Here is a 19,964-nt window from a genome sequence, read left to right on the forward strand (position 1 = left end):
CTCGGTGTTTTTGTTTTTTTAAGATCATGTGAAGAAAAATAGTCCGAATGGGCGGCTTGCAAACGACAGGATATGCGGAAAACGCGCCATTTAGCCAGCTTTCGGCAAGTTTCAGCGGCAGGCTTGTGAGTGAAGACCTGTTTCTGTAGTTCAGCGCTTACAATCGGTTCACACTTCTTCACATCCATTTAACAATGATCTCCTATAATGGAGGCGATCAATGAGAAGAGAGGGGATCTTGAATGGCATACGACAGTCGTTTTGATGAATGGGTACAGAAGTTGAAAGAGGAAAGCTTTCAAAACAATACGTTTGACCGCCGCAAATTTATTCAAGGAGCGGGGAAGATTGCAGGGCTTTCTCTTGGATTAACGATTGCTCAGTCAGTTGGTGCATTTGAAGTCAATGCTGCGCCTAAGTTCTCTAGCTATCCGTTTACGCTAGGGGTCGCGTCTGGAGATCCGCTTTCTGACAGTGTCGTGCTCTGGACGCGTCTTGCGCCAGATCCGCTGAACGGCGGGGGAATGCCGAAGCAGGCGATCCCAGTCAAATGGGAGGTCGCAAAGGATGAGCATTTCCGCAAGATCGTGAGAAAGGGCACCCAGATGGCCAAACCGAGTCTCGCCCACTCTGTTCACATAGAAGCGAACGGGCTTGAGCCAAATAAAGTGTACTATTATCGTTTCAAAACCGGACATGAACTAAGCCCTGTCGGAAAAACAAAAACATTGCCCGCCCCTGGCGCGAATGTGCCGAAAATGACCTTTGCGTTCGCTTCCTGCCAGCAATATGAGCATGGATATTATACGGCCTACAAGCATATGGCGAAGGAAAAGCTTGATCTTGTCTTCCATCTCGGTGACTACATCTATGAATACGGTCCAAATGAATATGTTTCAAAAACAGGCAATGTCCGCACGCACAGCAGCGCAGAAATCATAACGCTGCAAGACTATCGGAACCGCCATGCCCAATATCGTTCTGATGCCAATTTAAAAGCTGCACATGCGGCGTTCCCTTGGGTTGTGACATGGGATGACCATGAAGTCGAAAACAACTATGCCAATAAAATCCCGGAAAAAGGACAGTCGGTTGAAGCATTCGTGCTCCGCCGCGCGGCTGCGTATCAGGCGTACTATGAACATATGCCGCTCCGCATCTCCTCTCTGCCGAACGGTCCGGATATGCAGCTGTACCGTCATTTTACGTACGGAAACCTGGCGTCCTTCAATGTTCTTGATACCCGCCAGTATAGAGATGACCAGGCCAATAATGACGGCAATAAGCCGCCTTCCGATGAATCGCTCAATCCGAATCGGACTTTGTTAGGAAAAGAACAGGAGCAGTGGCTCTTCAACAATTTGAGCAGCTCAAACGCTTACTGGAATGTGCTGCCGCAGCAGATTTTCTTTGCGAAGTGGAACTTTGGAACAAGCGCTAGCCCGATCTACAGCATGGATTCGTGGGACGGCTATCCGGCTCAGCGCGAGCGGGTCATCAATTTCATTAAAAGTAAAAATCTGAATAATGTTGTTGTGCTGACAGGTGATGTACATGCAAGCTGGGCATCAAATCTGCACGTCGACTTTGAGAAGACAAGTTCAAAGATTTTCGGGGCTGAGTTTGTCGGAACTTCGATCACCTCTGGAGGGAACGGCGCGGATAAACGGGCGGACACAGACAAAATTTTAAAAGAAAATCCGCACATTAAGTTTTTTAACGACTATCGCGGATATGTCCGCTGTACCGTGACGCCTCACCAGTGGAAAGCCGATTATCGGGTAATACCGTTTGTGACAGAGCCTGGCGCAGCCATTTCAACTAGGGCTTCATTCGTTTATCAAAAGGACCAAACTGGATTGAAAAAGGTATCCTCCACGACAGTCCAAGGCGGGGTGAAGCAATCCGATGAAGTCGAAGAGGATCGTTTTTTTGCACACAACAAAGCCCACGAAAAACAAATGATTAAGAAACGGGCAAAAATCACGAATTAAGGAGTGGAAAGTATGTTTTCAAACATTGGAATACCGGGCTTGATTCTGATCTTTGTCATCGCCCTCATTATTTTTGGCCCTTCAAAGCTGCCGGAAATCGGACGTGCCGCCGGACGGACACTGCTGGAATTTAAAAGCGCCACAAAATCACTTGTGTCTGGTGATGAAAAAGAAGAAAAATCAGCTGAGCTGACAGCGGTAAAGCAGGACAAAAACGCGGGCTGAGTGCTGATGAGGCAGACACCGGGTCTGCCTCTTTTTTTATGAAAGGGAGGGCTTTTTTGAATGGATAAAAAAGAAACCCATCTGATCGGGCATTTAGAAGAGCTTCGCCGCCGGATTATCGTGACACTCGCGGTCTTTCTTCTATTTCTTATCACGGCTTTTTTGTTTGTGCAGGATATTTATGACTGGCTGATTCGAGATTTGGATGGGAAGCTGGCTGTGCTTGGACCGAGTGAAATTCTCTGGGTGTATATGATGCTTGCCGGTATTTGTGCCATTGCGGCTTCCATCCCTGTTGCCGCTTACCAGCTATGGCGTTTCGTAGCCCCGGCGCTGACGAAAACGGAGCGCAAGGTGACGGTCATGTACATACCCGGGTTATTTGCGTTATTTTTGGCGGGCATCTCTTTTGGATACTTTGTCTTATTTCCGATCGTACTCAGTTTTTTGACTCATTTGTCTTCCGGGCATTTTGAAACAATGTTTACGGCGGACCGCTATTTCAGGTTTATGGTGAATTTGAGCCTGCCGTTTGGCTTTCTGTTTGAAATGCCTTTAGTGGTGATGTTTTTAACAAGGCTGGGCATCTTAAATCCCTACAGGCTGGCCAAAGCGAGAAAGTTGTCCTATTTTTTGCTGATTGTCGTGTCCGTATTGATTACACCGCCTGATTTCATTTCTGATTTTCTCGTTATGATCCCTCTGTTTGTCTTGTTTGAAGTGAGTGTCACCCTATCGGCGTTTGTCTACAAAAAGAGGCTGACGAGCGAAACGGCGGCCGCTTAGTGCAGCGTCCCGCCGGGTGACTTCAAATCTTGCTCGTATTGTGCGGCCGTAACAGCGGCGATCCTCAATGCCCGGACCATCGTGTCCAAGCTGAGGCTCGGCGCTGTTTTGTCGATGGTCTGCTCCGGAATGAAGGGGATATGAATAAACCCGCCGCGTATGTGCGGGGATGTCCGGCTAATGTGATCCATTAATCCGTAGAACAAATAATTGCATACAAATGTGCCTGCTGTATAAGAGACAGCGGCTGGAATGCCGTTTTCCTTCATTTTCGCAGTCATGCGTTTCACGGGAAGCCCGGTCCAGTAAGCGGCGGGCCCGCCTGGAGAAATCTCTTCATCAATCGGCTGATGTCCTTCATTATCGGGGATGCGCGCGTCTGTAAGATTGATCGCCACCCGTTCGGGCGTGATTTGCATTCGCCCGCCGGCTTGGCCGACACAGATCACGACATCCGGCTGATGCTTCTGAATGGCTTGCCGCAGAGTGTCCAGAGCGGTTTTAAAAACAGTCGGAATTTGTTCTGCTGTGATGATTGCTTCATCTGTTTCAAAGCCATTCAGCCGTTTCGCCGCTTCCCATGATGGATTGACGGTTTCTTTGTCAAAAGGGTCAAAGCCTGTGATCAGCACTTTTTTTCTCATCTTCCCATCTCCTTTTTCCTTTTATTCTATTGTTTATTTTTAGGTTTTTCCTCAAAATAATGAAAAGGAGTGAATCGCCAATGGAACATTTACCGCAGCAGTATCGTCAGTTGTTCCCAACCGTGCAGACACATACGATGCTTGCCAGCTGTTCTCAGAGCGCGTTGGCAGAGCCGGTGTCAAGGGCGATCAACGACTATCATGACAGCCTGCTCCATATGGGGACAAACTGGAATGAAGCGGTCGAAAAAACAGAGAGTGCGAGGAACGAGTTTGCAAAGCTGATAGGGGCTGAACCGGATGAAATTGCGATTGTGCCGTCAGTTTCCGATGCGCTGGTCTCTGTCGCAGCCTCTTTATCTGTTTTTGAAAAGAAGCATGTTGTGTATACGGAGATGGATTTTCCGGCGGTGTCCCATGTTTGGCAGTCACAATCCGATTATACCGTATCTGTCATTCCGTCATTAGACGGGGGACTGCCTCTCGAACAATATGAAACACATATTACCGATGAAACAGTGCTGACGTGTGTTCCGCACGTTCATTATCGTGACGGCTTTGTTCAGGATGTAAAAGCGATCGCTGCGATTTCTAAGAGAAAGGGTTCTTTGTTATTTGTGGATGCTTATCAATCAGCGGGGCACATTCCCATTGATGTGAAGGAGTGGGGAGTAGATATGCTGGCGGCAGGCACGCGGAAGTATTTGCTTGGTATACCGGGAATGGCGTTTCTTTATGTGAGAAAGGAGCTGGCGGATGCGCTTAAGCCGAAAGCATCAGCTTGGTTCGGCAGAGAGAACGGATTTGATGAGGCTTATGCGACAGGTGCGCGGCGTTTTCAAACAGGCACCCCTGCTTTTATCAGTGTATACGCAGCGGCATCAGCTTTATCACTGCTGAATCATATCGGGGTTTCTCATATCCGGGATCATGTGAAAACGATCTGTGCCGATGCCTGTCGATATGCTGCTGAAAAAGGCCTGAAGCTGGCGTCGGCACAAGCGGGGCATCATCCCGGAATGGTTGCGATCCGGGATGAGCGGGCATCGGAAACGGCGGCGCTGCTGAAGAAGAAAAAAGTGATTTGCGCGCCGCGGGACACTGTCATCCGTCTGGCTCCCCACTTTTACAACACGAAGGATGAATTGCGTCATGCGATTGATGAAATCGCAGCGGTTTTCTCCGCGCGCTGATTGCGGCACATGTAAACATACAAAAGCCCCTGACCTTGAGATCAGGGGCTTTTTCATATTAATGATCAACCTTAACCCGCTTCAAAAAGAAAGCGCCAATTAAACCGATAATCGCCACAATCATCGCGAACACAAACGCATGCTGTACGCCCGCTGTCAAAGCCTGCGGGATGACTGCCGGATCGGCAGGATTTTTGGCTGTGTTCATATAATCATGCTGGCCCGCAGCCATAATGCTGACCGCAACCGCTGTTCCGATAGCGCCCGCCATTTGCTGGAGCGTGTTCATGATGGCGGTGCCGTCTGGATAAAACTCGCGCGGAAGCTGGTTTAAACCATTTGTCTGCGCAGGCATCATAATCATAGAGATCCCGATCATCAAGCAGGTGTGCAAGATGATAATCATCACAGCCGTTGAAGTTGTAGTGACGTTCGAGAAGAGCCAAAGGACAACAGTGACAATCACAAATCCCGGAATGACAAGCCATTTCGGTCCGTATTTGTCGAACAGACGGCCTGTAACAGGGGACATTAAACCGTTTAAAATGCCGCCCGGCAAGAGAATGAGACCAGCAGCAAATGCCGTCAGGACTAAGCCGCCTTGCAGATACATCGGCAGAAGCAGCATAGACGACAGGATGACCATCATGCAAATGAACACCATGAGCACGCCCAAAATAAACATCGGGTATTTGAATGCACGGAGGTTCATCATCGGCTGCTTCATCGTTAGCTGGCGGATTGAAAATAGGATAAGACCGACAACGCCGACAATCAGTGAGACGATAACAGTCGGGCTGGACCATCCGCCGGAGCCTTCACCAGCGTTGCTGAATCCAAACACAATGCCGCCGAAACCAATCGTCGACAGGATGATAGACAAAACATCAATTTTCGGCTTTGTAATCTCAGATACATTTTGCATGTATGCCATACCGTAAACAAGTGCAAGCACAAGGAACGGAAGAGAGATCCAGAAAATCCAGTGCCAGTTGAGGTGCTCCAGAACCAATCCGGAAAAAGTCGGGCCGATGGCTGGCGCAAACATAATGACAAGCCCGATCGTTCCCATCGCCGCGCCTCGTTTATGCGGCGGAAAAATCACCAAAATCGTGTTAAACATCAGCGGCAGTAAAAGCCCCGTTCCAATAGCCTGAACGATTCTAGCCGCTAATAAAAACGGAAAGCTCGGCGCAAGCGCCGCGATCAAGGTGCCTGCAATTGAAAAGATAAGTGACACGGTAAAAAGCTGTCTTGTTGTGAACCACTGCAATAGCAGGCCAGATACAGGAACGAGGATACCAAGTACAAGCAGGTAGCCTGTCGTCAACCATTGAACAGTTGACGCTGTAATGTTCAATTCCTTCATAAGATCGGTTAACGCGATATTCAGTGCCGTTTCACTGAACATGCCGATAAAACCGGCCAACAGCAAGGAAATCATAATCGGCATCACTTTGTATTGCGGAGATGCTTTAGCTGCTGTTTCCAAAATCATTTCCCCTCTCTGTCAGCTGAATGTATTCATTCAGCTTGTATAAGTATGTCTTTTTTTATCTCTTCAGCAGGGCAGGAATGCGGTTGGAGATATGAAGGAGCGGTGTGCTGTTTTTTGCCGTCAAAGATAGAAGAATACCGCCTTCAATTATCGCGTTAATCACGGTGCTGGCTTCCTTAGCATGGCTTTCGCTAAAGCCTGCCTGCCGCAGTTTTTCCTCATACACAAGGGCCCACTCTTTGTAGGCTTCATGACAGGCATCCCTCAATGGTTCGCTTTTCAATGACGTCTCAGCCGCAAGCAAACCGACAGGCAAGCCTTCTATGTCTTCCGTACATGAAAATTGGCACGATAACTCCTTCAAAAAGGCTTGAATGCCTTCCGCCGGATCGGTGTACGCTTCCATGCAGTCCGCGATTTTCTGGCGGATATAATCCTTCATCTCATTCACCGCTTCGATCGCCAGCTGTTCTTTACCGCCCGGAAAGTGGTAATAAAGAGAGCCTTTAGGCGCGCCGCTTTCCTTTATAATCTGGCTCAGCCCCGTGCCGTAATAACCTTGCAGCTGAAAAAGCCGGGTAGCTGCCGAAAGGATTTTCTCACGGGAATCTCCATAACTCATAACATTCCCACCTCACTGAATTGCAATCAAAAATATAGTGACTGGTCTATTATCATGATTCAACCATCAGTTGTCAAGAGAAATTGACTGTATGAAAAACAAAAATTGAAGGGACTCTGGGTGCTTTTGGCTATCTTTATCTTTGAATTTGCAAATGGTAAAATGATCTAAGAAACCGATAAGGGAGGTCTCCCTCATTTGCGATTCAATAGATACACAATGATCCTCATTCTTCTTGCCGCAGTATCTCACGTCATTTCAATATACGTATTTCACCAAGGCATCTTAGCTTATCTTCTTGCCATTATCTTTTTATTATTCGCTGGCTATTCCACGAAATTCACTAAACCCAAAGACGAAAATCAAACCAAATAAAAAAGAGAGAAAAGGATTACTCCTCTTCTCTCTTTTTTTTATGCCTTTTCCACACACCATCAAGAAAGAATGCAACTGTAATAACAACAACTAAAACTGTTAATGTCACAGTGAAAGAAAAATGTTCTCTAACAATTGACATGAATAATGCCCCTAATACTCCAAACACAAAACTCTTTAGTAAATTCACTGCGAAGTTCAAACCTTTCTTCATTTTCGTAGGAAAATAATGCCAGAACTATTGATTGGAAGTAAGTGCAAAAATTGAATGACCTTTAGTAAAGACGACGTGATACTCACTGCTTAACAATCTAACAATGAACAGAAACAAATCGAGACAGCACCGAAAATGATGGTCATATTGAACTCAGCGGCGAGAATATTGTCAATATATTCATTTTAAAAACAAAAATAGGAAAAAAGGTATCCCTCCGAACCTTAAAATCTCTTTAAAAATAAGGTGAAATTACCCTTTACCTAATTAATTTGGTAACGTAATATAATTGAAGAATTTGTTACAAAAAAAGGAGGATTTTATGAAATTTGTAAAAAGTAAGTTCATTGCACTTGTAACAATTTTGGTACTGTCTGTTACATCGCTGTTTGCGGTGCAGCCGTCAGCAAAGGCCGCTGAACACAATCCGGTTGTTATGGTACACGGTATTGGAGGAGCATCATTCAATTTTGCGGGTATTAAGAGTTATCTCGTCTCTCAAGGCTGGTCACGGAGCAAGCTGTATGCAGTTGATTTTTGGGACAAGACAGGCACGAATTATAACAATGGCCCTGTATTATCACGTTTTGTGCAAAAGGTGTTGGACGAAACAGGTGCGCAAAAAGTGGATATTGTCGCTCACAGCATGGGGGGCGCGAACTCACTTTATTACATAAAAAATCTGGACGGCGGAAACAAAATTGAAAACGTCGTAACGCTTGGCGGCGCGAATCGTTTGACGACAGGCAAGGCGCTGCCGGGAACAGATCCTAATCAAAAGATTTTGTACACATCCATTTACAGCAGTGCCGATATGATTGTCATGAATTATTTATCAAGATTAGACGGTGCTAAAAACGTTCAAATTCATGGTGTTGGCCACATCGGCCTTCTATACAGCAGCCAAGTCAACAGCCTGATTAAAGAAGGACTGAACGGCGGTGGCCAAAATACGAACTAATGAGAAACATAACCTTGAAGAATGTCTATTCTTCAAGGTTATTCTGCTTTCAGCACAATCGTTTTCGCCGCCATATCATGAACGGCTTGTTTTTTCTTCGTAAAGGCGGCTGTCAAATAGATCAGGCGGGAGAATACATGCACCCACGCGATTATGTAACGGGCAATGGCCTGTGGGAGGGTGATTTTCTCGCATGTTTCGTCCCTCACAATTTGCAGCCCGATGATTTTTTTTTCCGAATGTACCCTTCCAATTTGTCAGCGGCATCAGCAAAGGATACACAAGCAGCATCAAAATGGCGGCAACAATGACGCCGGCGGACCCGTCCCCCAACGTAAATCCGGATGCCAAAATCACTGCGGCTGCGACGATCACATCAAGTATGAGAGCGCAGGCGCGCAGCATAAAACCAGCTGGTTCCAACATTCCTAATGATTGTAAAAAAGAAGAGCCTTAAGCGGGAATCGGTTAAAAGTCATAAATCACAAAATCTAGTTAAAATGTCATAGGTAAATTAACATCGCCAGCCGGCTTTTCATATTACCAAATTCTTTTTTAGCCCGAAACCAAGCCCTCAGAAGTTATTTTTGTTAAAATAGAAAAGTTACAACAGAATTCGGAGGGTTTATTGTGGGAAAAGTGAAACGAAATGCCCCTTGCCCGTGCGGCAGCGGCAAGAAATATAAAAAATGCTGCGGAAGTAAAGTTGTCGACTTCCCGACAGAACTAGCGGCAAAAGAAGCAAAACAAATTCAGGAAGACTTAGTGGAGTTTGCCTTCACCGTACATAGAGAAAGCATGTCAGGATTTATCAATCAGCATGATTTTCTTTCAGCTATGGACAGACAGACGAAAGACATCAGCGTATTTAACTTAGGGATCTGGGGAATCTTCTTCCACCCTCTTGCTGGTGAAAAGACCATTTTCGAAGATTACCTTCAGAAAAAAGGCGATTCGATCACTCGTCCGAAAACGCGTGAGATCGTTGAATCATGGAAGAGCATGACACCTGCGTTATTGCTGCTGCAAGACCTGAAAGAAGGTGTCATTCACTTTGAGGATGTGATTACGACAAAACAATTCGAAGTGGAAATGGATAAAAATAACCAAGACCTTCCGCCAGTGGGAAGCCTGATTCTCGGCTATCCGATCCATGAAGCGGAAAAAGCAGAATTCTTCATGCAGTTCACGATCTTTCCGGTGAAGAGAACCGAAGCGCTGATCAGCAAGGTGAAGAAATATGCGGATGCCGCTGTGAAGAACGGCAAAACGCCGGAGGATTTCATGAAACAAGAATTCAACAACGTTCTGTTCGCGCTGTTAGCGGAGAAAGAGGAAGAGCCGCAAGCAGAGGCAGCGGAAGAGAGCAGCGTTGAGTGGGCAAACGACATGGAGAAAGAAACAGCTGCGGCTATCGAAGAAGGCATGAGCGGAGATGAGTATCCGACTGAATTGATTCCGGCTGTCATTGATATCTGGAAAACATTCTGCGAGAAAAAATCACCTGTCATCAGAAAACCGGAAGCTTTTGCGGCGGCAGTTGAATATTATGTAAATGCGATTTCTCTTAACGGCGCGTCCGTTTCTCAAGCTAAACTGGCGAAAAAATACGGCGTAAGCGCATCTACCATTTCCAGCCGCTACAAAGAAATTGAAAGCACGCTGCAAGACGAAGCGGATCGCTTTGCGCAAGCGTTATCCTCATAATGAAAAAAACCTTGAAAAGCCGGGCTTTTCAAGGTTTTTTTATTTCTGGAACGGAATTTTGATTTCTAACCGGAAGACAGGATGGCGATAGGTGAAATCCAGTCTGCCAGAAGCGCTTTTCACCAGTTTTTGAATGATATATGTGCCCATGCCTTCATGATCGCCGCCGCTTTTCGTTGAACGGCCAAATGATTGATACAGTGTGTCGAGCACTTTTGGGTCCATGCCGGGCGTGCTGTTTTCACAAATCAGCACATAAAGCCCGCTGCGCAGCGAGGTTTCCAGTTTAATCTCCCCTTTTTCTCGGACCTCCGCTGCACTGTCTAGCGCATTTTCCAATAGGTTGCCGACCAAGCTGACCTGGTCAGCGGGTGAAAACGGAAGTGAGGAAAGCGGGGTATGCATATTCAGCGCAACCTTCACACCTGAAGCACGTGCTTTTTCAAGAAAATCATAAAGCACCCCTGCAACGTACGCATTCTCTCCCTTTAAAAAACGGTCATATTGACTATACAGATCCGTCCAGTTTTGGATATATGCTTGTGTATCTGCCTTGGACTGCGCTGCACGGATCGCTGTCATATGCTTCATTGTGTCGTGATTTCGGCTTCTGACATCCATCAGCATGTGATTGGCGTGCTGTTCAGCTTTCACCAGCTTATCAATTTGATCAGAAAGCCTTGCCTGCAAGGCAGACTGTCCGATACGAAGCCCTTCACATGCTGTAAATATCACGATCACAAACAATGCCGGCAGTATAGAAGCGCCAATCAGCACCGCCGCTGACATCACTTGAATGACAGCGATCCACATACAGAGCTGAGGGGAACAGCGATCCCACACCCGCTTCGTTTTCCAGAGGTACAAGCCTGCTGCAGCTGTGCCTAAAGCAGCCGCAAGCAAAGAGACGGCTGTACTGAGTGAAAGAGCAGCAGCCCCCTGATAAAATATGAAACTAAAAATAAACAAGCAAAGACATTGAAAAAAGGTAATCACGTTCCGAACTCCTCAAAAATAGTAGTTTTGAAAATAATCAAGCTGCTGCTTGGTGATCATCGCTTTTTTAGGCGTTCCCTCAAAAGCAACCGTAAACGAATGCTTTGTATAAGCGGAAAAATGCTTTATGTAATGGATGTTGATAATAAAGGAACGGTGTGAACGGAGAAAATCTTTCTCAGGCAGGTCACCTTTAATATCATTTAATGTTTGATACGTCTGCACCTCTTCGGCGGTTGTCACAATCGTCGTCGAACGTCCCGTCCGTTCTGCGAAGATGATATCTTTCTTTTGCAGGACGTGCATTTCAGATTTTTGCTTAATTAATATCCGTCCATTCAAACTCGTTTCCGTTTTCTTTTTCACATAACGGTCGAAAGAAGCCTTCAGCCGGTCGGCATGGTACGGCTTCATAATATAATCATGGACGTTCAGGTCAAAGGCGTGGACTGCATAGCCGCCGTTGCCGGTAACGAAAATCACATCCACATCAAGCGAGTGGGACCTGATCAAATCAGCAAGCTCGTAGCCAGACATGTGAGGCATCTCGATATCGGCAAGCAGCAAATCAATGTCTCCGTTCTTCACCCGCCTGTAGGCTTCCTTCGCTGAATCGGTCGAAAAGACTAATTCGATATCCTGTATTCTGGACACGATCGCTTCCAGTTTCTCTAAATCTACTCGATAATCATCGACAAGTCCGACTTTTACCATTATCATTCCCCTAGTTACATAGAATCATCTTTATTTTATCCCATTTCGCGACATAAAAAGAACTCTTCGCGACAACTTTATCCAACAAATCCAGCAATTCGTATATAGTCATTACTAGAAATAACGAAAAGGGAGATTGTGACATGATTACACTGACCGATTGCAGCCGCAGGTTTCATGATAAGAAAAAAGTAGTCAAAGCGGTGCGAGATGTAAGCTTAACCATTCAAAAAGGAGAAGTCGTCGGCATTCTCGGAGAAAACGGTGCCGGCAAAACCACGATGCTGAGAATGATTGCTGCCTTGCTTGAACCATCACAGGGTGCTATCACTGTAGCCGGCTTTGACACGGTCAAGCAGCCCGCCGAGGTCAAAAAAAGAATCGGCGTCTTATTCGGAGGAGAAACCGGACTTTACGACCGGATGACCGCTAAAGAAAATTTACAATATTTCGGCCGGCTGTACGGGTTAAACCGCCACGAAATCAAAGCAAGAATAGAAGATTTATCGAAACGGTTCGGTATGCGTGATTATATGAACAGGAGAGTGGGTGGGTTTTCTAAAGGGATGAGGCAGAAAGTTGCCATTGCTAGAGCGCTGATTCACGATCCGGACATCATTTTATTTGATGAGCCGACAACAGGACTTGATATTACATCAAGCAACATCTTCCGCGAATTTATCCAGCAGCTGAAAAGAGAACAAAAAACCATTCTATTTTCCAGCCACATTATGGAGGAAGTGCAGGCGCTCTGTGACAGTGTCATCATGATTCACAGCGGAGAGGTGATTTACCGGGGAGCGCTTGAATCATTATACGAGAGCGAGCGGAGCAACGATTTGAATTACATCTTTATGTCTAAGCTTGTCAGGGGGATTTCTTAAATGCTGAGCCATATTTATAAAAAAGAAATGATCGACGCGCTGCGCGATAGAAAAACGATATTACTCACGATTTTAGTTCCAATGATTACAATGCTTGGGCTTGTATTCTTTTATGAAAGCATGCTGTCCGACAAAGGGGAGCAATACACACTGGCTGTCGGCCATTCTCTGCCGTCCGCACTGGAAAGCAAGTTCAATGTGATTAACGAGATCAGTGTAAAAACATTTACAAATCCTGAAGAGGCGGTTGATGACGGAAAAGCAGATGTGTACCTGAACGTCCCGAAAGAGTTCGACTCATATGTCAACAGCATGACGCCTTTTAAAATCGATGTTTACGGCAATTCAATCGATCAAGGCTCGTCAAATGCCATGCAGCTTGTGCAATCTGCCTTAGATCAGTACAAAAATGAAATTGTCCAAGACCGTTTAACAAATAAGCATATTGATCAATCGGTAATCCAGCCGTTTATGATTCAGCAAAAGGAAGGGGACGAGGAGAAAGGGGCTTCGGCTATTATGATTTCTGCCATTTTGCCCATGCTGATCCTGACATCCATTGTTTCGGGCGCAATGCCGATTGCTCTTGATATCATGGCTGGGGAAAAGGACAGGAAATCAATCGAAGCACTGCTGTTGACGCCGGTCAGCCGAAACAAAGTGCTGGTCGGCAAGTGGCTTGCGGTTTCCACTTTTGGAATTGCTTCAGGCGTATTGGCTTTGATGTTTTTGATTTTGTCCACCGTGTTATTTACCGAAAATTTAAGGACCGCCTTCCAGTTGGGAGATCATATGTGGGTTGTGCTCGGCGCTTCCGCCTTAATCATCGTGCTTTCTGCATTGCTGATCTCTGCGATGGAGCTTTTCATCAGCATCATTTCCAGCTCGGTAAAAGAAGCGCAAAGCTATATGTCTCTTGTCGTCTTTCTGCCTGTGTTCCCGATGTTTTTCATCCTCAGCAAGGCACCGAACCAATTTGATTTATCATACTTTTTCATCCCATTTCTGAACCTGCACGCTTTATTCAAACAGCTTTTATTCGGGATGATTGACCCGGCTGCCATTTTGTATACATCAGGAACCATCGCCGTGCTCATCGCCATATTCTTTTTACTGGCCAGAGCCTGCTTCTTGAAGGATAAATGGGTTCTGCCAAAATAAACTTGCAAAAGGAGAAATACACTTTCTCCTTTTTGTATATCCTGATAAAAGGAGGAAAATAGAAAAAGGATATCTAATACAGAAAGTGACCCTGCACTATTTTTCATCAAAATTTGTTTCGAAGGAGAAGAAACAATGGATCAAACACGTACTCTTGGCAAAACGAAGCTGCGGGTGAAGCGGATCGGATTCGGCGCGAATGCGGTCGGCGGACATAATCTATTTCCGAACCTGAATGATGAAACAGGGAAGGATTTGGTGAGAACGGCATTGGATGGCGGCGTGAATTTTATTGATACCGCCTTTATATACGGACTGGGGCGTTCTGAAGAATTAATCGGCGAAGTTGTGCAGGAACGCGGCGCACGGAATGAGCTCATGATTGCCACCAAAGGGGCCCATAAAGAAGTGAATGGCAGCATTGAATTAGACAACAGCCGGGAGTTTCTTCGCGGCGAGGTGGAAAAGAGTCTGAAGCGCTTGAAAACAGATTACATTGATTTGTATTATGTTCATTTCCCTGATGGCAAAACCCCTCTTGCTGAGGTGGCAGGCACGCTGAAGGAGCTGAAGGATGAGGGGAAAATCAAAGCGATCGGCGCTTCAAACCTCAATGATCAGCAATTGCAGGAATTTAATGCAGACGGCTATTTGGAGGTCTTCCAGGCAGAATACTCTCTCATTCAGCGTGATGCCGAGAGGGAGATTCTTCCATACTGTGAAAAACACGGCATATCCTTTATTCCTTATTTTCCGCTCGCGTCCGGACTGCTGACAGGAAAATTCACGAAAGATACGGTCTTTGATGACTTTAGAAAGGATAAGCCGCAATTTCAGGGAGAAACGTTTATTCACAACCTCACAAAAGTAGATAAGCTGAAAGCGGTGGCGGAGGAAAAACAAGCGGAGACGGCACATGTCGCATTGGCGTGGCTGTTAACGAGACCGGCAATAGACGCCATCATTCCAGGCGCTAAGCGTCCAGAGCAATTGAAAGATAACCTGAAAACCTTGAACATTGAACTGACCGAAGATGAAGTGGAATTTATCAGCGGGATTTTTACATAAAAAAGGAAATAGCAGCGGTGGCTATTTCCTTTTGGTGTTTTATTCTTTGATGAATGCTTCGACTAATTCTGCTGCTCTGTAATCGTCCATATCAAGCTGCCATTGATCGATGTCGTTCTTCTTCATTTTCACTTCAACCGTTTTTTCAGATGAAGCCGGTCCGAGCTTTTTGAATTCCTCAGGATATACTTGAAGCGCGTATTTCACAGCATCCTCATAGCTCGCGCCAGCATTCTTGCTGTAGTAGTCTTTCACTCTGTCTTCGATGCGGTCTGAGAGCGAAGACGCATCTACAGGTTTGATAGTGGCTTCAACAATTGCTTCGTCTTTAGAGAGCGATGTTGTTTTCGCCTGGATGGAAGAGTTTTTGCTTAATCCCGCTTTAATGCCGTTCACGATATTATCAAGCGCTTTGCTGTCCGCGTATGTGCTTGAAAGACCGGAAGCTGAGAGATAGCCGTCTTTGGCTGATTCGTTGAAATCATGTACAATTTCGTTTTTGTTGGCACCGGTGATTTTTTCGAAATCAGCGTTGTCTTTACCGAAAAGAAGGACGTCAACATAAGCCGATAATGCTTTTGCAGAGTCTTGTAGCTGATCGGCTGTTGCAAGGATTTTTTTGTCTTTACCATTAATTTTGAAAGTAACTGATTTTGGCTTTTTATCACCGTAAGATTCCGGCGTATAGTTAAGCTCGTATTTCTCGCCTTTATCTACAACAAAGAAAAGGCTTCCTTCAACGGATTTATCAGCGTTAATCGTGCTGCTGCGCAGCTTTTCGTTATAGTCTTCAGGGTCTGTGTCAGACATTTTGGTATCATCTTGGTACAAAGTGAAATCCATACTGTCTACATTCAGCGGCTCTTTCCCTGTGTTTTTCACAGCGACATTGACTTTTAACACAAGCTGGCCATCTGTAGTGGACTTATCATATTTAGACGGCAGTGTATAAGAGACATCTTTAAGTTTGACTTGAGCTATATCTGAGCTTTTTTCTGTTTCTGACTCTTTCTTCTCCGCGCTTGTTTTGCTTCCGGAACAAGCGGCTGTAAACATCATCAGCAGAAGAATTAGGAAAACAGCTTGCGTTTTTTTCTGGAACATTCTTTTTCCTCCTCAAGTGGTTTTGGGTAAGAGAGTCTTTTGTCTTTGAGAAATGGATCTTTTTGAATGGATTAGCATCAAATCACCAAAAAAATCAGTTCTTTTCTCACGGTTTTCACCGGGTTTTATGGAAACTCCGCCCTTCTTTGTTATAAATGGACCTATAAAAGTTACAACGGATTTAATTTTAAGATTATTGGCTTTTATATTGAATAGGTTCATCATCCTATTTTTGGTGAAAAATGTTCTGGTAAAACTGGTAAACTCAGAAATTTGTGTATTTTAGACTATTACTTTTTGATTAGTTAGAGGAGGCGTCTTGTTGAACAAAGAGGAAATGAAACAAAAAGCACTGGAAATCGGCCGTGTACCGACACACTTAAAACTGGAAATTGAGGATTATAAAGGTGATGAGAAAGGAGCCTATTATTGTTGGGCAGACCCTCACGATGACAACATCGGCATTATTGTGGAATTTGGGCCGGACGGCCAGCTGGAATCCATTTCCCGTGATCTTGAGCCTGAAAGCGGAGAAAGGCTGTCTGAAGAACAATTAGCGGATAGGATGCGCCAATTTGTCGAGACTCATTATCCCGGAGCGCTCACTGACTTTGTCTGTGAAGAAAATGGCCGTACATACGATGATAAGGTGAGATTTTCATATGTTCAAATAGAGGACGGTCTTCCTCTTCCCATGAGCGGATTTATGGCGGATATCACCTTATCAGGCGAGATCATTTACTTCCGCTATTACGGGAAAGCGGGCAGCATCATCAAACCAAAGCGGATCGCTGATGATGAGGAGGCACTTGCCTTTATCAAGAAGGATGTGGAGTTCAACCTATTGTTTGAAGTTCTCAATCGTTCTGTTTACAAAAACGGGGACGATCAGCCGCATTTGGTGTATGAGCCTGAATGCAGAGCCATCACCGTGCCCGCGGATTTGGTTCTAGAAGAATGGGCAATTGATGACGATGACAGGGAGCGTGAAAGCTTTCCTCTCCCTTTATTCGAAGACATTTATGAAAAGGTTGATCTAAGCAGCATGATCGGCATCGAAAAAGAGTTTGTCAAAGAGCGGGAAGCGGATTTGGGAGACGGAAAAATCGGGACTGTTTGGCGGAATCCGGATGATCCTGTATATCAGCCGGCGGATAAAAGCATGGACAGCTGGTTTAGAGGACGGGTTCATCAAGTGCTGAAAACCATCCATAACAAAGATACCGGAAAACTCGAAAGTGTCATGTCATTTATGGAGAAAAAAGGGCCGTTGACAGTAACTGAGGCAGAGTGTGAAAAAATTGCGATTCGCTTCCTGTTTGCTTTATTTCCGAATGCCGATCAATATTTTAAGATCAGGTACGACGAACCGGATGAAGAAGATAACGCAGTCGCTGGTTTTACATTTGAAGCGCACTGTCATGGAGTGCCGCTCCGGTTTGGACAGACCAGAATCTGCGTCAGCCGCCAGACCGGCCGCATTACCGCTTATATGGGACCGGATATTGACCCGAAGGAGCTGGAAACCATTCATCCGGTTCCGGCTATTTCAGCAGAACAAGCGAAGTCTATCTTCTGGAAGCATTTTAAAGTTGAGCTTAGCTGGGAGAGGGAATACCGTGATGATGAAGGAAACAGCTACCGGCTCGTCTACAAGCCGGTGTATCCGTGTTTTATTGAAGCCCATACAGGAGAGCCAGTGATGAGTGTCTGGTAAAACAGTAAAAGGCCATACAAATGCCAACAAATATATAAGATGACGTGTGATGAAAGTAACAGAAAGAATATTAGAGAATAAAGACAATAATATAAAAGGACCTTTCTTCACTTTAAATGAAGAAGGGTCCTTTTATATAATAAACAGGATTCTCTTTGTCGTAGACTCTTTTGAAAGGATGACTTCATTGGTTAATAAACAGCTGAAAAAGAAGGCGCAAGGAATCGGGAATGTACCGCCGCATTATGAGCTTGAGATAGAAGATTACGACCAAAAGCAAAAGAAAAAGGGGCAGGCGTACTTCATCTGGAAGGACCCTAAAGATCCTGAAAAGCACATTACAGTTGAACTTGGAAATGACGGCGCTTTGCTCACCTTTTCAACAACCGTGCGCTCCGAGGCAGACAAAAAGCTCCCAGATGCCGAGCTGAAGCTGAAGGCTCTTCAATTTGCTGCTGCCAACCATCCCGGCACATTTATGAAATTTCATTTTCAGGGCAAGGAAGAACGGGGGCAACGCATCCGTTTTATATATGCCAAAATGGAACTGGGGCTTCCGCTTCCCAATTCAGGCTTTTTGATTGATATGACACGCAGCGGACAGATTGTCCATTTTTTATATTACGGAGAAGGGCATAAAGCCGAAGTTCCAAAGGAATTTGTAGCAAAAGAGAAGGTTGTGTCCCATTACGTAAATACAATGTCTTTGCGGCTGATGTACGATGTCATAGATGGCGAACAGGCACCAAGGCTTCTGTATGAACCGATTCTGCCGGGATACAGCTATCCCGCCGATGTAGACGAAATCGTTCCCGACCAGCATATCGCTGATGAAAGAATAGAAAACGGGACGCCCCTGCCGACGCTTCAGAACACGGAAAAAATCGATATATATACGATGCTGGGCTTCACCCCTGATATGCAGAAAGTCAGTGAAAAGGACTTTGGAGAAGAAATGGGAAGCACGTGGCGCGAAGGAACTGCGCCGGAGCGGAAGGATTTAAGCATAGGGAGTTATTTTGAAACGAGAAATAAAAACACAATCAAAATAAAAACGGACAAAACAACAGGGAAGTTAAAAGCAGCGCTCTCTTTTATGGAACAGCGGAACACCCGCCAATGCTCAATAGAAGAATGCCAAAGGACAGCGCTTCAGTTTTTATATGCGCTTTATCCTAGAGCGGCTGAGTTTTTCAAAGTGAATCCCATCCTAATTGATGAAAGAGGGAGAATCCGCAATCATTTTTCTGTCTGGTATAAAGAAGTGCCGCTGCGGTTCGGTGCTGCCCGAATCATTGTCAATCCGGAAACCGGAATGATAGATGCTTTTATGGCGCCGGATATTGATCCTGAACAATTAGAATCAATCAATCACAGGCCGGATGTTTCAGCTCAAGAAGCGAGAGAAACGTTTTTAGCCGCTTTTGATGTGAAGCTGGAATGGCAGCCTGATTTTACAGCGGGCAGCGTTCAGCATTACAAGCTGGTGTATAAGCCTGTTTATCCTTCCTACATTGATGCGCACATAAGGAAAAAGAAAAGGCTGTGAGGGTGTCTAGTCAGGAATCATCTGCAAGTGGGGGTAGTCCTTGAATCGTTTCCAGTCGCCGCCCCACTCAAAACCGAGCTTCTTAGCAATCTCGACAACCTCCACCCAATCTGATTGACCGTTTTGATTGCCGTCATATTCTATGTCCCAAATGATGCTGCCATCCTTTTTTTGCAGGGCGAAATCTATGGCGAAACCATAGTTATGATACGATTCTCCTCCTCTTGCATAGGTGACAATATTCCCTTCTTTTGTACGCCCCTGTTTATATAATTCGTCTTGTTCCTTAAAGGACCTGAATCCTTCTGTAATGACAACGTTAATGCCTTTTTTCGCCGCTGCGGCCTTGAGAGCATCGGCGTTCTGTTTCACAATCGGATGAAGATCCGAAGGGACAGGCATATTCTGCAGGGCGTTTTGAGAATGCCATTCGTTTCGTATATAACTAAAACACAGATCAAGAAGAAACAGAATACATAAGATAACGGATATTTTTGCGGATAATTTCATATCGGTCTCACTTTCTCATGATGTGCTGAATGTTTTCGCTTT

22 protein-coding genes and 2 pseudogenes are annotated in these 19,964 nt (G+C 45.4%); 14 read left to right on the plus strand and 10 right to left on the minus strand.

The genetic code is table 11. The annotated features are described in order from the left end of the window. Positions 1-47: 47 nt before the first annotated feature. From JMN17_RS17715 to tatC, 4 genes and pseudogenes are all read left to right on the plus strand, one after another. Positions 48-224 (plus strand): annotated as a pseudogene (locus tag JMN17_RS17715) (hypothetical protein). Positions 225-242: 18 nt separating this feature from the next. Continuing rightward, the gene (gene phoD / locus JMN17_RS17720; RefSeq protein WP_202328666.1) at positions 243-1,994 is read left to right on the plus strand and encodes an alkaline phosphatase PhoD; all 1,752 of its coding nucleotides are present in this window, start codon (positions 243-245) and stop codon (positions 1,992-1,994) included. Positions 1,995-2,006: 12 nt separating this feature from the next. Then, positions 2,007-2,219: a sec-independent protein translocase protein TatAD gene (tatAD, locus tag JMN17_RS17725; RefSeq protein ID WP_003223835.1), complete on the plus strand. Its 213-nt coding sequence runs from the start codon at positions 2,007-2,009 to the stop codon at positions 2,217-2,219. A 60-nt stretch (positions 2,220-2,279) separates the two neighbouring features. Continuing rightward, positions 2,280-3,005, plus strand: a complete 726-nt coding sequence (gene tatC / locus JMN17_RS17730; RefSeq protein WP_087993094.1) for a twin-arginine translocase subunit TatC — start codon at positions 2,280-2,282, stop codon at positions 3,003-3,005. On the opposite strand, the gene pcp is transcribed toward tatC, so the two are convergent. Continuing rightward, entirely contained in the window at positions 3,002-3,649 is a 648-nt protein-coding gene (gene pcp, locus JMN17_RS17735; RefSeq protein WP_087993095.1) for a pyroglutamyl-peptidase I, read from the minus strand. The two genes, tatC and pcp, sit on opposite strands and share 4 nt — an antisense overlap. An 80-nt stretch (positions 3,650-3,729) precedes the next feature. Between pcp and JMN17_RS17740 the strand changes: the two genes are divergently transcribed. Continuing rightward, the gene (locus JMN17_RS17740) at positions 3,730-4,842 is read left to right on the plus strand and encodes an aminotransferase class V-fold PLP-dependent enzyme (RefSeq protein ID WP_202328668.1); all 1,113 of its coding nucleotides are present in this window, start codon (positions 3,730-3,732) and stop codon (positions 4,840-4,842) included. Between the two features lie 58 nt (positions 4,843-4,900). On the opposite strand, the gene lmr(B) is transcribed toward JMN17_RS17740, so the two are convergent. Together lmr(B) and JMN17_RS17750 are read right to left on the minus strand one after the other, a co-directional pair. After that, positions 4,901-6,340, minus strand: coding sequence for a lincomycin efflux MFS transporter Lmr(B) (lmr(B), locus tag JMN17_RS17745; RefSeq protein WP_087993097.1), 1,440 nt, complete (start codon positions 6,338-6,340; stop codon positions 4,901-4,903). A gap of 55 nt (positions 6,341-6,395) precedes the next feature. Then, complete coding sequence (locus tag JMN17_RS17750; protein WP_202328669.1) at positions 6,396-6,962, minus strand: TetR/AcrR family transcriptional regulator; 567 nt, start codon at positions 6,960-6,962, stop codon at positions 6,396-6,398. 198 nt (positions 6,963-7,160) lie between these two features. Here JMN17_RS17750 and JMN17_RS17755 point away from each other — a divergent pair, with 198 nt between their 5' ends. After that, complete coding sequence (locus tag JMN17_RS17755) at positions 7,161-7,337, plus strand: hypothetical protein (RefSeq protein WP_176365302.1); 177 nt, start codon at positions 7,161-7,163, stop codon at positions 7,335-7,337. Between the two features lie 16 nt (positions 7,338-7,353). On the opposite strand, the gene JMN17_RS21960 is transcribed toward JMN17_RS17755, so the two are convergent. Continuing rightward, positions 7,354-7,479 (minus strand): hypothetical protein, encoded by a 126-nt coding sequence (locus JMN17_RS21960; protein ID WP_277986992.1) that lies wholly within the window; start codon positions 7,477-7,479, stop codon positions 7,354-7,356. 394 nt (positions 7,480-7,873) lie between these two features. Between JMN17_RS21960 and lipA the strand changes: the two genes are divergently transcribed. Further along, positions 7,874-8,512, plus strand: coding sequence for a lipase LipA (lipA, locus tag JMN17_RS17765; RefSeq protein ID WP_087993099.1), 639 nt, complete (start codon positions 7,874-7,876; stop codon positions 8,510-8,512). A 38-nt stretch (positions 8,513-8,550) separates the two neighbouring features. Here lipA and JMN17_RS17770 read toward each other — a convergent pair. Continuing rightward, a pseudogene (locus JMN17_RS17770) lies at positions 8,551-8,869 on the minus strand (RDD family protein). Between JMN17_RS17770 and JMN17_RS21820 the strand changes: the two are divergent. Both JMN17_RS21820 and JMN17_RS17775 read left to right on the plus strand, forming a co-directional pair. Next, positions 8,808-8,969, plus strand: coding sequence for a hypothetical protein (locus tag JMN17_RS21820; RefSeq protein ID WP_242519925.1), 162 nt, complete (start codon positions 8,808-8,810; stop codon positions 8,967-8,969). The pseudogene JMN17_RS17770 and the gene JMN17_RS21820 sit on opposite strands and share 62 nt — an antisense overlap. A 173-nt stretch (positions 8,970-9,142) precedes the next feature. Further along, a complete protein-coding gene (locus JMN17_RS17775; RefSeq protein ID WP_087993101.1) occupies positions 9,143-10,219 on the plus strand; it encodes a helix-turn-helix domain-containing protein in 1,077 nt (358 codons plus the stop codon). A gap of 39 nt (positions 10,220-10,258) precedes the next feature. Here the strand turns inward: JMN17_RS17775 and JMN17_RS17780 are convergent, their stop codons facing one another. Together JMN17_RS17780 and natR are read right to left on the minus strand one after the other, a co-directional pair. After that, positions 10,259-11,215, minus strand: coding sequence for a sensor histidine kinase (locus JMN17_RS17780; protein ID WP_087993102.1), 957 nt, complete (start codon positions 11,213-11,215; stop codon positions 10,259-10,261). Between the two features lie 12 nt (positions 11,216-11,227). Continuing rightward, positions 11,228-11,929: a two-component system response regulator NatR gene (gene natR / locus JMN17_RS17785; RefSeq protein WP_087993103.1), complete on the minus strand. Its 702-nt coding sequence runs from the start codon at positions 11,927-11,929 to the stop codon at positions 11,228-11,230. A gap of 143 nt (positions 11,930-12,072) precedes the next feature. On the opposite strand from natR, the gene natA reads away from it, so the two are divergent. The 3 genes from natA (at position 12,073) to JMN17_RS17800 (ending at position 15,042) form a co-directional block, all read left to right on the plus strand. Further along, the gene (gene natA / locus JMN17_RS17790; RefSeq protein ID WP_087993104.1) at positions 12,073-12,813 is read left to right on the plus strand and encodes a sodium ABC transporter ATP-binding protein NatA; all 741 of its coding nucleotides are present in this window, start codon (positions 12,073-12,075) and stop codon (positions 12,811-12,813) included. Beyond that, positions 12,814-13,974, plus strand: a complete 1,161-nt coding sequence (locus tag JMN17_RS17795) for an ABC transporter permease (protein ID WP_202328673.1) — start codon at positions 12,814-12,816, stop codon at positions 13,972-13,974. Positions 13,975-14,109: 135 nt separating this feature from the next. Next, positions 14,110-15,042 carry an aldo/keto reductase gene (locus JMN17_RS17800; protein WP_202328675.1) on the plus strand — a complete coding sequence of 311 codons (933 nt, stop codon included), beginning with the start codon at positions 14,110-14,112 and terminating at the stop codon, positions 15,040-15,042. A gap of 39 nt (positions 15,043-15,081) precedes the next feature. Here the strand turns inward: JMN17_RS17800 and JMN17_RS17805 are convergent, their stop codons facing one another. Both JMN17_RS17805 and JMN17_RS17810 read right to left on the minus strand, forming a co-directional pair. Beyond that, on the minus strand, positions 15,082-16,146 hold the full coding sequence (locus JMN17_RS17805) for a DUF4352 domain-containing protein (protein ID WP_087993107.1): 1,065 nt from the start codon (positions 16,144-16,146) through the stop codon (positions 15,082-15,084). A gap of 12 nt (positions 16,147-16,158) precedes the next feature. After that, complete coding sequence (locus JMN17_RS17810; protein WP_202328880.1) at positions 16,159-16,299, minus strand: hypothetical protein; 141 nt, start codon at positions 16,297-16,299, stop codon at positions 16,159-16,161. A gap of 184 nt (positions 16,300-16,483) precedes the next feature. On the opposite strand from JMN17_RS17810, the gene JMN17_RS17815 reads away from it, so the two are divergent. Then, a complete protein-coding gene (locus JMN17_RS17815) occupies positions 16,484-17,863 on the plus strand; it encodes a YcdB/YcdC domain-containing protein (RefSeq protein ID WP_202328882.1) in 1,380 nt (459 codons plus the stop codon). 187 nt (positions 17,864-18,050) lie between these two features. Further along, positions 18,051-19,412, plus strand: a complete 1,362-nt coding sequence (locus JMN17_RS17820) for a YcdB/YcdC domain-containing protein (protein WP_202328677.1) — start codon at positions 18,051-18,053, stop codon at positions 19,410-19,412. Positions 19,413-19,418: 6 nt separating this feature from the next. On the opposite strand, the gene JMN17_RS17825 is transcribed toward JMN17_RS17820, so the two are convergent. Next, positions 19,419-19,922 (minus strand): M15 family metallopeptidase, encoded by a 504-nt coding sequence (locus tag JMN17_RS17825; protein ID WP_087993108.1) that lies wholly within the window; start codon positions 19,920-19,922, stop codon positions 19,419-19,421. Positions 19,923-19,964 lie beyond the last annotated feature (42 nt).

This window comes from Bacillus sp. RHFS10 (genome assembly GCF_016757475.1).
GTDB classification, from domain to species: Bacteria; Bacillota; Bacilli; order Bacillales; family Bacillaceae; genus Bacillus; species Bacillus subtilis_G.